At 58.5% G+C, this 12945-nt stretch carries 15 protein-coding genes; 9 read left to right on the top strand and 6 right to left on the bottom strand.

The genetic code is table 11. The features are described 5' to 3' along the window. Positions 1–67 precede the first annotated feature (67 nt). The 4 genes from VIN96_RS07610 (at position 68) to hemN (ending at position 3716) form a co-directional block, all read left to right on the top strand. Positions 68–1378 carry a Tad domain-containing protein gene (locus tag VIN96_RS07610; RefSeq protein ID WP_331895137.1) on the top strand — a complete coding sequence of 437 codons (1311 nt, stop codon included), beginning with the start codon at positions 68–70 and terminating at the stop codon, positions 1376–1378. A 7-nt stretch (positions 1379–1385) separates the two neighbouring features. Then, positions 1386–1826 carry a TadE family protein gene (locus VIN96_RS07605; protein WP_331895136.1) on the top strand — a complete coding sequence of 147 codons (441 nt, stop codon included), beginning with the start codon at positions 1386–1388 and terminating at the stop codon, positions 1824–1826. Positions 1827–1842: 16 nt separating this feature from the next. After that, entirely contained in the window at positions 1843–2259 is a 417-nt protein-coding gene (locus tag VIN96_RS07600; RefSeq protein WP_331895134.1) for a TadE family protein, read from the top strand. 107 nt (positions 2260–2366) lie between these two features. Beyond that, positions 2367–3716, top strand: coding sequence for an oxygen-independent coproporphyrinogen III oxidase (gene hemN, locus VIN96_RS07595; protein WP_331895132.1), 1350 nt, complete (start codon positions 2367–2369; stop codon positions 3714–3716). A gap of 34 nt (positions 3717–3750) precedes the next feature. Here the strand turns inward: hemN and VIN96_RS07590 are convergent, their stop codons facing one another. The 4 genes from VIN96_RS07590 to VIN96_RS07575 all read right to left on the bottom strand — a co-directional run bounded on the left by VIN96_RS07590 (position 3751) and on the right by VIN96_RS07575 (position 8058). Continuing rightward, the gene (locus VIN96_RS07590; RefSeq protein ID WP_331895130.1) at positions 3751–4701 is read right to left on the bottom strand and encodes a GGDEF domain-containing protein; all 951 of its coding nucleotides are present in this window, start codon (positions 4699–4701) and stop codon (positions 3751–3753) included. Between the two features lie 125 nt (positions 4702–4826). Further along, on the bottom strand, positions 4827–5333 hold the full coding sequence (locus VIN96_RS07585; RefSeq protein ID WP_331895129.1) for a hypothetical protein: 507 nt from the start codon (positions 5331–5333) through the stop codon (positions 4827–4829). Continuing rightward, positions 5333–6325, bottom strand: a complete 993-nt coding sequence (locus VIN96_RS07580) for a mitochondrial fission ELM1 family protein (RefSeq protein ID WP_331895128.1) — start codon at positions 6323–6325, stop codon at positions 5333–5335. Before VIN96_RS07580 ends, VIN96_RS07585 begins: the two co-directional genes overlap by 1 nt. A gap of 17 nt (positions 6326–6342) precedes the next feature. Next, on the bottom strand, positions 6343–8058 hold the full coding sequence (locus tag VIN96_RS07575; RefSeq protein ID WP_331895127.1) for a thiamine pyrophosphate-dependent enzyme: 1716 nt from the start codon (positions 8056–8058) through the stop codon (positions 6343–6345). 170 nt (positions 8059–8228) lie between these two features. Here VIN96_RS07575 and hspQ point away from each other — a divergent pair, with 170 nt between their 5' ends. The 5 genes from hspQ (at position 8229) to VIN96_RS07550 (ending at position 10634) form a co-directional block, all read left to right on the top strand. After that, positions 8229–8600 carry a heat shock protein HspQ gene (hspQ, locus tag VIN96_RS07570; protein WP_331895126.1) on the top strand — a complete coding sequence of 124 codons (372 nt, stop codon included), beginning with the start codon at positions 8229–8231 and terminating at the stop codon, positions 8598–8600. A gap of 67 nt (positions 8601–8667) precedes the next feature. Next, positions 8668–9351: an orotate phosphoribosyltransferase gene (locus VIN96_RS07565; protein WP_414675598.1), complete on the top strand. Its 684-nt coding sequence runs from the start codon at positions 8668–8670 to the stop codon at positions 9349–9351. 367 nt (positions 9352–9718) lie between these two features. Continuing rightward, entirely contained in the window at positions 9719–9928 is a 210-nt protein-coding gene (locus VIN96_RS07560) for a cold-shock protein (RefSeq protein WP_331895123.1), read from the top strand. An 87-nt stretch (positions 9929–10015) separates the two neighbouring features. After that, positions 10016–10183 (top strand): hypothetical protein, encoded by a 168-nt coding sequence (locus VIN96_RS07555; protein WP_331895121.1) that lies wholly within the window; start codon positions 10016–10018, stop codon positions 10181–10183. A 271-nt stretch (positions 10184–10454) separates the two neighbouring features. Beyond that, the gene (locus tag VIN96_RS07550; protein WP_331895119.1) at positions 10455–10634 is read left to right on the top strand and encodes a hypothetical protein; all 180 of its coding nucleotides are present in this window, start codon (positions 10455–10457) and stop codon (positions 10632–10634) included. Positions 10635–10643: 9 nt separating this feature from the next. Here VIN96_RS07550 and VIN96_RS07545 read toward each other — a convergent pair whose 3' ends face one another. Both VIN96_RS07545 and VIN96_RS07540 read right to left on the bottom strand, forming a co-directional pair. After that, positions 10644–12107, bottom strand: coding sequence for an ATP-binding protein (locus tag VIN96_RS07545; protein ID WP_331895117.1), 1464 nt, complete (start codon positions 12105–12107; stop codon positions 10644–10646). Next, positions 12104–12892: a response regulator gene (locus VIN96_RS07540; RefSeq protein WP_331895115.1), complete on the bottom strand. Its 789-nt coding sequence runs from the start codon at positions 12890–12892 to the stop codon at positions 12104–12106. Before VIN96_RS07540 ends, VIN96_RS07545 begins: the two co-directional genes overlap by 4 nt. Positions 12893–12945: the final 53 nt, after the last annotated feature.

Here is a 12945-nt window from a genome sequence, read left to right as displayed (position 1 = left end):
ATTTGTAATATATTTTACATTCATATCATAAGACATTTTCAACAGATAATCTGAGACTGGATGAGCATTGCCGCGAAACACACTCCAGCGTTTTTTTCGCCAAGAACACGGCGCCATCGCCGTCATGTTTGCTTTGATGCTACCGGTCATCGTCGGCTTCATCGGTTTGGGTGTGGAAGTCGGCATGTGGTACAAGGAACGCCGCGACATTCAAACCGCTGCTGACGCTGCCGCGCTGTCGGGCATGTTCGAAAAAAACGGCGGTGGCACAGATGCCGAAATCATCGCGGCGGCCACCGCCGACGCTACGCGCAACGGTTATAGCGCCGCCACGGACACCATCGCGGTCAATATCGGCCCCACATCGGGCCCACACCTCGACGATACCGCTTTTATCGAAGTGATTATCAATCGCCAACTCACCACCATGCTATCGCAAATCGTCCTCGACACGGCGCCGAAGGCATACGCACGTGCAGTATCCGGCATTACCGGCGGCAATGACGAGGCCTGCGTTTTGGCATTGTCCCCCACAGCGCAAGACGCGATCAGCATGAACGGCGCGGGCTCGACCGTGAACATGAACGGTTGCGGGGTGTTCTCCAACTCGTCACATGCCAGCAAGGCTGTGAACATTCAAAACGGTACGTTTGAAGTCGATTGCATAGCTTCTGTCGGCGGCATCAATGTCGGCGGCACCATTTCCACCTCATGCGCCGGCACCAAAACCGGTCAAGCGGCGCTTGACGACCCATACAGCGCAATCGACGTGCCGGCCTATTCCGGCTGTGACCAGGACCCTTCAGGTAACCAAGCATACGCCCCGACGTCCAGCGATCCAGATCTCAGCGAAGGGGTCTATTGCGGCGGGATTACGATCTCTTCGGGCGAAACCATTTTCATGAACCCCGGCATCTATATCATGGACGAGGGTAATTTCACGGTGAACGGCGGCGGCACCATCACCGGCAGCGGTGTCACCATCATCCTGACCGCGTCGGACGGATCAGGCTACGGCACCATTTCGATCAACGGCGGCGGCACGGTCAATCTGACGGCACCGACGTCCTCCGACAATTCCGGATCGATCCAGGGCGATTATACGGGCATGCTGTTTTATCAAGACCGCGCAGCCGGATCATCATCCAGCCTCAACGGAACGATCAATGGCAACTCCAATGTCGAGTTGGGCGGTGCGATCTACATGCCGGAAAACAACCTATCGTTCACTGGTGGTGCCGAAGTCGGCAGCGACGGTTGTTTGCTGCTTGTCGCCCAAGAAGTGTCGTTCACCGGCAATGCCGACATCGACAACGATTGCGACATCTACGGCGGCAATCCGATCACCTACGGCGGCGTACCGGGGTTGGTGGAGTAATCGTGCTATGAGCCCTACCTCAGCCCCCTTGCTGATTCGATTTAAACACTCGCAAAAAGCCGCGGTGGCGGTCGAGTTCGCCTTGCTGGTCCCTGTCATGGGGGTGATGCTGTTGGGCTTGCTGGATTACGCCATTGTGGCGTTTCACAAAATGGAACTGGAAAGCGCGACCCGCTCCGGTGCGCAGTACGCCATGCTGGATTCCAGCGACACGTCTTTGATTTCCACAACGGTCAAAAACTCGACCAACCTGGACACAGATTTTCTTGAGGTGGATATCGCCGAGTTTTGCGAATGTATCGACGGTTCATCGATAACGTGCGCGGACACGTGCGCGACCGGCAGCGTACGCTCGTTCATGCGGATCACCGCGACATACACCCATAACCCGATTTTCATCCCCGTCACCATGACGCTGACGGGCGAAAGCATCATCCGCACACAGTAGGAAAGCCCTTTCAAGTATGAGCGCACGCTGGCTATTGAATGGATGGACAACGACCCGCACAGCCGCCAAAAATCGGCACGGTGCCGTCACGGTCGAGTTCGCCATCGCCGCACCGATGTTTCTCATCTTTGTCATGGGCTTGATCGATTTCGGCCGCTTGTACTGGATCAAAAGCACCATGCAATTTGCCGTCGAACAAACGGCCCGCTACGCCATGGTCAATCCCAGCGCCAGCACCGCGACCCTGGAAAGCTATGCTGAGGGGGAAAGCACCGTTGGCGGGATTACTTTTTCCGCCACCACCAGTGCCTCGGGCGGAATCAATTTCCGCACCATCACGGCTAGCTACACGTTTTCGTTTCTCATCCCCATCGTGCCCATCGGCAACATTTCGCTGGCGGCGAAATCCTCGACACCGATTAACAATTTGTAGATCAAATCGGATAACGCCACGTGCTTGCACTTGGTCCACGGGCACCTTAGGTTAGGGGCTAAGATAACACACCGCCTAAATCCCGTGACGGAAAGCCGAACCAGCGCATGAGCACCGATCTGATCAACAAGTACGACCTGCGCGTTCCGCGCTACACCAGCTATCCCACCGCGCCGCATTTCAGCGACCAGGTGAACGGCCAGGTGTACAAGACTTGGCTGTCGGAATTGCCGCCGGATACGGAGCTTTCGCTGTATTTCCACATCCCGTTTTGTGACGAAATGTGCTGGTTTTGCGGCTGTTACACCAAAATCGTCAAACGCTACGACCCGGTGAAGGAATACCTGGACGCGTTGCTGGCCGAAATCGATCTGGTTGCCGACGCGCTACCCGGGCGTTTCACCGCCAAGCACCTGCATTGGGGCGGTGGTTCGCCGACCATGCTCAAGGGCGAGGACTGGCTGGCGATCATGACCAAGCTGCGCGAACGCTTCGACGTCGCCGACGACGCCGAAATCGCGGTCGAGCTGGATCCCCGCACCGCGACCGAGGATTACGTCCGCGAGCTGGAATTGGCCGGCGTCAACCGCGCGTCGATCGGCGTGCAGTCCTATGAACCCAAGGTCCAAGAAGCCATCAACCGCATCCAGCCCTACGAAACCACCAAGCAGGTGATCGAATGGCTGCGCGCGCACAACATCACCCGTATCAACATGGACTTGATGTACGGCCTGCCCTACCAAGACACCGACGAGATAGAGCGCATGATCGACATGACCGTCGAGTTGCAGCCCAATCGCATCGCCCTGTTCGGCTACGCCCACGTGCCGTGGATGAAATCTCATCAAAAGCTGATCAAGGAAGAAACCCTGCCCGACGCGGCGGAACGCTGGCAGCAGTTCACGCTGGCGGTCGAACGTTTGAAGGAGCGCGGCTACGTGCAGATCGGTTTCGATCACTTCGCACATCCCGACGACCCCATGGCCAACGCCGTGGAAACCGGCGAGTTGCATCGCAATTTCCAAGGCTACACCACCGACACCGCGCCCGCCATGCTGGCCTTCGGCGCGTCGGCGATCGGTTACCTGCCGCAAGGCTACGTGCAGAACGAGCTGCCGTTGAAGGCCTACCGCCAAGCGATCTATTCGGGAATTTTACCCGCCGCCAAAGGCATCGCGCTGAGCGCCGACGACAAGCTTCGCCGCGACATCATCGAACGCATCATGTGCGACCTGACCGTCGATCTGGGCGAAGCCTGCGCCGCACATGGCATCGACGTCGCAACGCTGGACAAGGATGTCGAGAAACTCGCCCCATTGAGCGCCGATGGCATCTGCACGGTGGATGGGCATCGCATCACCGTCAGCGAAGACGGTCGCCCGTTCATCCGGCTGGTCGCCAGCGCCTTCGACGCCTATCTGGAGTCCGGCCAAGGGCGGCATTCGAAAGCGGTTTAAGCTGAGGCTGTTAGGCTGGGGCCGTTTATGATGCCTAGGCGCGATAGTAAACGAACGAATCTTTCGTTTTGATCTTCTGCTTGGATGCCTTGGTTTCCAGCGTATTCACCGCGACGGCTTTCAGGCTGTCGAGGCTGTCTGCGTCGTCGGGATAGGTGGATGAACCGATGTTGGTGCCGATCTTCAAGGTATAGCCGTTGACGTTATAGGGCTTGTCCGCGATCACCCCGGTGAGCGTGCCAGTGATGGTGTCGACCACCGACGGGGACGCAACCTTCACCAGCACCACGCCGAATGAATCATCGCTGAGGCGCGCCACCACGTCGGTGGAGCGGACCTTGCCGGCGATGCGTTCGCCCACTTGTTTGAGCAATTGATCGCTGACTTCGTCGCCGTAATCTTCGAACACCGGCTCCATGCCGGTCAGACCGATCATCAACAAGCCAACCTTTTCCTTGCCCCGCTTGGCAACTTCCAGGGCGTGGTGCAAGTGCTCGTCGAACAGCGGCACATTGCCCAAGCCGGTGACGTGATCGCGCACCGCGGTGGCTTCCAGCTCGATCTCGCGGTACTTCCAATACAGTGCATAGGCGATGCTCTTGGCGATATCGAAACTGGTCATATGGGATTTGACGAGGAAATCCTTGCCGCCGAAATTGAGCGCGCGCAACGCCGCAGCCTTGCTCGCCGTGTCGGCGACAAACACCAATGCCGTCAGGATTTTGCTCAACCGCGCCAAAGCTTCGTTGTGAAAGCCATAGCTTTCCGCCAACGCGTAATCCAAGAAGCACACATCGAAGGTTTGCTCGGCGAGTTTCTTCAGCGCTTCGTCGATCGACGCCGCCACATGCACGCCGGTACGCTGTCCGCTGCCTTTGAAGATCATATGGCGCATCATATCCGCGCCCTCTCGATCGCCGTCGACAATCAGGAATTTCAGCCCGTCCCTTGCAACAGTGCCCACTGGGGGATTTTTCGCGCCCATGACACATCCCCTCATTCTGAATTCGGATATCGGTCCATACTTCAGTATGGGCGCGCGCAAATGACCTTTCAATATCAAAGGCAAACGAGCGCAATACGACTATCCGTTGAACTTGGAGGAACGTTTTAATCCATCACAGAGGCGTCTAGATGCTCGATATAAGCCGCCAAGTCCTTGCGCCATATATCGACCGAGGCGCGAATGTTGGCCCATGACACGCCATTCTTGACGTTTACAAACCACGCCAGGCGGGGAACATCGTCTTCGACGAACGCGCGTGTCCGTCCAAGATCCCGATTCCAGTCGGCATACACCTTATCCTTGATCGGAAAACCCGGCTTGATGTAAGCGCGAAATTCGAAACCGTCGCAGCGTTTTTGCATGAACATGGCGTCTTCGGGCGCACAGCCGCTCATGCGCATGGCGAAGCCCTTGCGTTCCTCCACGCCCTGATCGGTGGGGCTGCTGACCAGCAGTTGCGGGCGGTCTTCCTCGTCTTCGTGGGCGAACACCTTGTAGCCCCAGCTTTCCAACTGGGTTTTGAGCTCGGCGGGGGACATGTCGACGCGCATGTCTTCAGCCGCGACAGGTGCGGCAAACAACATCAACACGGCAAAACCAAGCCTGCGCATCAGCCATCCAATCCCAATCTTTTGCGCAGCTCGTCGGCGACCTCAAAGGCGGCGTTGAGCGGCGCGTGGCTCCAATCTTGCAAACTGTCCACACCGTCGAAAGTCCGGGCAAAGCCCTGGGCGTAAAGATCTTGGTGCAGCTTGGCATGCTTGTGGGCGATCATCTTTTTGGGCGCGAAGATATAGACCGGCCGTCCCGTCGCGCAGGCTTCCGAACACATCGATACGCTGTCGCCGGTGACGATGATGTGGTCGGCCAGCGCCAGATAGGCCATGTACGGATTGTCGCCATCGTCGCCCCATTTGAACACGTTGGCGGGTACGTCGCCCAGGGCGTCGATCAACGCCGCCGTGGCCTCGGGGGTCGAACGACGCGACGTCGTGACCAACAACGAACCGCCCGCGTCGCGCGCCAGTTTCGCCGCCTGCGCACCCAACTCACGGGCCATGTCGGGGGTGAATTTCTTGCGCTTGGTGTCGCCGCCGACGATCAGGGCGATGCGCGGGCTCGGCAAATGATCGAATGTTCCGCCCCATTTCTGCATCGCCTCGGCCAAACTTTCCGCCGTCACGCCGTGCGGTGCGCCGGTCATGGTGAAACGGTTTTCCGCCTCGCCCATACCGTCGTGACGGGGAACGCAGATCAGCGAAAAATCATCCTCGCCGGTCGATCCGGGGTGCATGACCTGCACCAGATAGGTCCGCCCTTTCGACAGCTCCTTGATGCGCCGCGCCACCGGCGCGGTGCGCCGACCGGCGGCGATGACGATATCGGGCCAAGGGGCTGCCAGATTGACCCGGCACGACTGGGTCAGCATCGAAAACGACGCCATCAGCATGTAATTGGGCAACGCCGCCGCGGCGGTGTATTCGATGTTCTTGATTTCGAACGGCAAACCCAAAGCGCGGGCCACGCCCAACACTTGAGACCGGTTGCCGGCGCGATCGTCGATCAGAAGCCAAACGCGTGCATGTTCGCCTTGAAAGGCCATAAAGATTGGTGTCCCGTTTAGGATTGTTGTGTATCCAAAGCCTTCTGCCGGATGGCGTCGAGCGTGGTGCTGGTCGAGATGATATTGGCATCATAGCGCACGTCAAGCACCGCGACCGTGTTTGCTGCAATCGCGCTTTCCAACGCCGGCTTGAACTGCGCGGTGGTTTCGACAACCTCGCCGAATGCGCCGTTGGCGCGCGCCAAGGCCGCATAGTCGGGATCGACCAAATCCGTGGCGATGACCCGTGTGGGATGGTTGCGTTCCTGGTGCATGCGGATGGTGCCGTAAACACCGTTGTTGAACACCAGCACGATCAGGTTTTGCTTTTGTTGCAGGGCAGTGGCGATTTCTTGGCCGGTCATGCCGAACCCGCCGTCGCCGACGAACACCACCACTTGGCGGCCCGGATATGCGGTTTTCGCCGCCACCCCGCCCGGCACGCCGAAGCCCATCGCACCGTTGGTCGGACCGATGAATTTGCGCGCCTTGCCATAGGTCAGATAGCGTTGCGCCCAGCCGCTGAAGTTACCGGCGTCAACCGCCACCACGGCGTCGTCGTCCAGCAGCGCGTCGAGTTCCTGCATAGCCTGGGCCAGATCCAAAGACCCTGGAACAGATCGCGGACGCCGCCACGCGTCGTAATCGGCGCGCGCCTGGGCGCGCCATGTGGCCCAGTGATCGGCCGCCGGGGCCAAGTTCTTGGCCGCCTTGGCAAATCCTTCGGGTGTGCAGGCCACGCCGATGGCGGGAGAAAAGACCTTGCCCAACTCCGACGCATCGACGTGGACGTGAACCAGCTTATGCGCGGCATCCTCCGCGCTCAGCAGCGTATAGCCTTGGGTGGTCATTTCCCCCAGGCGCGCGCCGACCACCAGCAACAGATCGGCATCCTTGATGCGTTGCAGCAAATTGGGATTGGGCGCGATGCCCATTTCGCCGACGAAGCACGGATGGATGTTGTCGATGATGTCGAGGCGCCGCATCGAACAGCACACAGGTAAATCCATTTTTTCCGCGAATTCTAAAATGTCGGCACGCGCCTGCTCGCTCCAGCGGCTGCCGCCGACCATCAACAGCGGGCGTTTCGCTTGGCACAGGCGATGATGGATGCGTTCCAGATCGCCTTCGTCCATGTGCACCGGGGCTTGCGGAATCGGTGCGGGCACGCAGGCCTCGACCGTGTCGCGCAGCATGTCTTCGGGCAGCACCAACACCACCGGGCCGGGCCGGCCAGAGGCCGCGACGTCGAACGCCCACGCCACGTCGGCGGCGGCCTGTTCGGCCTTGTCGATCATCCGCACGGCCTTGGCCAGTGGCGCGAACATTTGCGCGAAATCGACCTCTTGAAAGGCTTCGCGTCCGATGTCCTCGCGCCGGACATGGCCGACCAGCAGCACCATCGGCGAAGAATCCTGAAACGCCGTGTGCACGCCGATGGACGCGTTGCACGCCCCCGGTCCGCGCGTGACCATGCACACCCCGACCCGCCCGGTCAGCTTGGCATAGGCTTCGGCCATGAACGACGCGCCGTTTTCGTGGCGACAGGTGACCAGACGCACGCGGTCTTGAACGTCATACAGCGCATCGAGCACGTTCAAATAGCTTTCGCCGGGCACGCAGAATACGGCTTCGACATCATGGGTCACGAGCGCTTGGACGATCAACTGTCCGCCCGTGGCCGTATGAATAATGGAGTTGTCGTCCGTGTGGCGCGGATCTTGATCTGACATGGAAACCTCGAAAGTGGGAGTGTATGAGCCCTGTTTTCAGTGCCTTGGCATACAAAATGCCACGATCGGAGCGCACTGCATAGCCGTGGTTGCGCGCTTGAGGTTGACCGGGCGCAAAAATCGCGAGAAGCTAGAGAAGTCCTCGGCCTTTCACGTTTTGGAGCATGCCCGTGTCGCACAATTCGTCAGAAAACGACCCGACGAAAGTCAGCCTGACGAAAGGCGATTACGCCAAATACGCCGTCGGCCAAGTGATCCATCACACCCTGTTCGATTACCGCGGCGTGATCGTCGACGTCGACCCACAATTTCGCGTCGGCGCGCAGATGAAAGCCCAGGAACAACGTCCCAAGTTTCGGTCCGACGACAGCCGCCCGTGGTATCACGTTTTGGTGGACGGCACCGCCAACCGCGCCTACGTGTCCGAACAAAACCTCGAACTCGACTTCGAAGGCGGCCCCATCGACCACCCCGACGTGATCGATTATTTCGACAATTTGGCCGGGGGCGTCTACATCAGCCACCCGCACAAGGTTCACTAGCCCCTCTTTACAAGAGCCACCGTCCCGGCCATAAACGCCGAAACTGTTCCACTCAAAGCCTGGAGACGTGCCCGTGAGCGTCAAACGCAATCCCGCCGGCCTGGAAGCGGCCAAAATCCTTCTCGACATCGAAGCCGTGAATTTCCGCCCCGAAGAGCCGTATATCTTGACCGCCGGTTGGGCCAGCCCGGTTTACATCGATTGCCGCAAGCTGATCTCGTTTCCCACCGAACGCACGCGGATGATGGAAATGGCGGTGGAAACCTTGCGTCGCGATTCCAACTTGGCGGCCGTCGATGCGGTGGCCGGCGGTGAAACCGCGGGCATCCCCTATTCGGCCTGGATCGCGCATCTGACCGGCAAGCCGATGCTGTATGTGCGTAAAAAGCCCAAGGGTTTCGGACGCAACGCGCAAATCGAGGGTCACATGCCCGAAGGCAGCCATGTTTTGCTGGTCGAGGATTTGGCCACCGATGGCGGCTCAAAAATCAACTTCGTCAATGCCTTGCGCAAAGCCGGTGCTACGGTTTCCGACGCATTCGTGGTGTTTTTCTACGGCGCGTTCCCGGGCGCGCTGGACACGTTGGAAAAAGAAGGCGTCACCATGCACTACCTCGCCACCTGGCAGGACGTTCTGGAAGTGGCCGAAGAACGCCAAGCCTTCTCCCCCGCTGCCATCCAAGGGGTTAAAGATTTTCTCAAAGATCCCATCGGTTGGTCTGTCGCCCACGGCGGCAAAGGGGCCGATTGAAGTCAAATACGCTGAATACGTGAAAAAGTTTTAAGACCGAAAAGAGCCGTTTTTACGGCTCTTTTCGTCAAAAAAAGACGTGTGCAGTCTGTTGTATTCGTTCACGATTGTAAGAAAAAAGCTCACAAATACTTTGAGCCTCCTCTGCACTTTTTTGTTTCGGCATTTTTGGGCAATCTATTCTAGCGTATTGACTTATCGGTAAAAACCTCTACATATCATCCATACGTGTTGCATTTGACTTGTGTTACTTGAATAACCGGTACGCCGATTAGCTTAGTTATCCCCTGACAGTGTGAGCGTTACACCGACATGCCACCACATGCAGTGGGGCATGCAACTTATACTCCTGTTTGAGGAAACGACTATGACGATTGGTACTGTAAAGTTTTTCAACACCGCTAAAGGTTTTGGCTTCATCGAGCCGGAAGACGGCTCCAAGGACGCTTTTGTGCACATTTCCGCCGTTGAACGCGCCGGTTTGAGCTCCCTGAACGAAGGCCAGAAGGTCAACTACGAACTTCAGCCGGGTCGCGACGGTAAATCTTCCGCCGAGAACCTGTCGCTCGTCGATTAATTCATCGACCGACTGACTGTACGACTTGAGAAAGGCCTGCTTTCGCAGGCCTTTCTTGCTTTACTTTTCTCGTTCAAAGGACGATCGATGGCTCGAAAGCCCAATTACGACTTTGAACGCAGAGAGCGCGAACGCCAGCAGGCCGAAAAAAAGGCCCAGCGCGCCGCCGCGAAGAAACAAGCCAAAGAAGCCAAGAGCGAACTCCCTGACGACACCGAAGGCGATACGAAAACGCCGTCCGCGTCGGAGACCTAATGCCACAGCCGCACGGACTTGCGTAGCGCAATTCCGGCCCGCATATGGCACCCCGCCCTTTTCTTTCGAGAATTCGTCCCCATATTCACATCAACCGAGTGATGACGTCTTAACGTTGTCGTCTAACGACTAAGCCGCGTTCCTTCTCCATACCGGAGTAGCCGCCGAGCTTCTCGGAATTTTAACATTTCCGTCATCATAGCGCTGGCATTGTCAGAGCAAAATGCACAAAGCCCGCTGATGGCGTATAGAAAATTGAGATACAAAAACAATGAGCAAAGAAGAAAACTTCCTGATCCGCTATGCCTTGCATAACTTCGTGACCTGCGCGTTCAACCGTGGCCGGCGCGTCTTCACCATCAAATGCAAGGAAAGCCAGACCATGATCCGCCACGCCACCTATCTGATCAAAGAGAGCTTCGGCGACAGCGCCGACATCAAGCTCGCCTAAGGCGTCGCGTCAGGTTTCGGCACGCGGCAACACCACCCGCACCTCCAAACCGCCACGATCGGGATTGATCAATTCGACCTTCCCGCCGTGGGCTTGAACGATGGACTTGACCGCCGTGAGGCCAAGCCCGGTGCCGCCGGTTTCGCGCGAACGCGACCGTTCGACGCGCACGAACGGATCGAAGACGCGTTCCACCATGTCTGAAGGAATGCCGGGGCCGTCGTCATCGACGATGAGACGGACCTCATCCGGCGTCTCTTCGAGACGCACCCGCGCCCGGTCGCCATAGCGCACGGCATTGCCGATAAGGTTCGAGGTCATGCGTTTCAAACTGACCTCACGCCCCGTAAATGCCAACGTCTCTGGCCCGTTATAGGCCACGTCATCGCCCGCACGTCGGGCATCGGCGCACAGCTCGCTGACCAAAACAGCCAGATCCAAGATTTTGCTCGGTTCGCCGGTGACATCATCGCGGGCGAATTGCAAGGTCGCCGAGATCATCGCCTCCATCTCTTCCAGGTCGCTGAGCATTTTTTCGCGCTGTTCGTCGTCGTCGATGAATTCGGCCCGCAGTCTCAGCCGCGTGATGGGGGTACGCAAATCGTGGCTGATTGCCGCCAGCATGTGGGTGCGGTCTTTAACGAACGCCTGCAAGCGCCGCTGCATGCGGTTGAACGCGGTGGCGGCGCGGCGCACTTCGCGCGGGCCGTCTTCGGCCATCGGCGGCGCATTGACGTCCATACCCAACCGCGCCGCCGCCAAGGCGAAGCGGTTCAACGGCTTGGTCGAACGCCTCACCGCCCACACCGAAATGGCGATCACAATCAACAGCGACAAAACGCTGGGCAGGAAAAAGCGCGTGTTCCACACCGGATTGACGGGGGCCGGCGGGGTGAGGAACGTCAACCATGAACCGTCGTTCAAACGATAGCTGATCAACAGCACGGAACGATCCAGGTCGCGTTCCAGCAAGGCTTCCGGCACCATGAAGGGCGCGCCGTGACCTTGCATCATGCGCCCCATGGATTCTGCATGACGCTGCATTTCCAGACGTTTACGCCATTCCTTCATGCGCGTATGCGGCACTGCGGTCGAGGCATTGCGGTAACTGGTTATTTCGATGCGCAGGCTGTCGGGCGAAATATCGCCGAGGAACTCTTCCAAGGCGCGTTTCACTTGTCGGCCCTGCCAGTCCAGGTCCATTGGCGCCAACGAGGTTTCCAAGCTCCATGCGGCGCGAAATCCGGGGGTTTCGAATGACCGCGCCAAGGTCGCGCGGTCGATGGGCTGGGCCAGTTCGACCTTGGCGATGATGTCCGAAATGCGCTCCGCCCCATGCCAGCCACCGATGGTCGACAGCAACGCACGGCGTTCCATGAACTGATAAGCGAACGAGATCATCGTGGTCAACACGATGCCCATCAACAGCACCGTCAAGGTCCGCCCCATGATGGTTTGCGGCCACGGTTTCATTCCTGCACCTCGTTGCGGCCCTTTTCTTCGGGCTTGGGGGTCGTGACGGACGGCGTAAACATATAGCCGCCACCGCGCACGGTTTTGATGAAGGTGGGGGTCTTCGGATCAGGCTCGATCTTTTTGCGCAACCGGCTGACCTGCACGTCAACGGCGCGGTCGAACGGTTGAGCATCGCGCCCGCGCGCCAGATCCAACAATTGATCGCGGTTAAGAACCCGCCCTGGATGGGTGACGAAGGCGTGCAGGAACTCGAACTCGCCGCCGCTGATGGTCACCGTTTCACCATTGGGATTGCGCAAAACCTGCGAACTGAGATTGAGCGTCCAGCCCGCGAAGCAGCGCACACTGTCGCTGGTGCCGGAGTTTACGTACGACGCCGGCAAGGTTTCGAATCGGCGCAGCACCGCCTTGATGCGCGCCAGCAGTTCACGCGGATTGAAAGGCTTGGCCAGATAGTCGTCGGCACCCATTTCCAAACCGACGATGCGGTCCATTTCCTCGCCCATTGCGGTGAGCATGATGATCGGGATCGCGCCGCCCTGGGTGCCGCTTTGCGCCGCGCCGCTGGCGCGCAGATTGCGCGTCAAGGTCAAGCCATCTTCGCCGGGCAGCATCAAATCCAAAACGATCAGGTCGATGGCGCCGCCTTGAAGCGCCATCAACATTTCGCGACCGTCCGCAGCCGTGCTGACCCGCAAACCGTGCTTCACCAAAAAGCGGTTCAGCAAGTCGCGAATTTCGCGGTCGTCATCGACGATCAATATGTGCGGTGTTCTTTCCATGATCCCAATATAGCGCTTTTAGATAAAGCCGTGATGGGAACTTGGTAACCAAA

The sequence above is a fragment of the Magnetovibrio sp. genome, from assembly GCF_036568125.1.
Lineage (GTDB): Bacteria > Pseudomonadota > Alphaproteobacteria > Rhodospirillales > Magnetovibrionaceae > Magnetovibrio.
The sequence above is the reverse complement of the archived record's forward strand: the minus strand, read 5'-3'. Positions and strand labels throughout refer to the sequence as shown.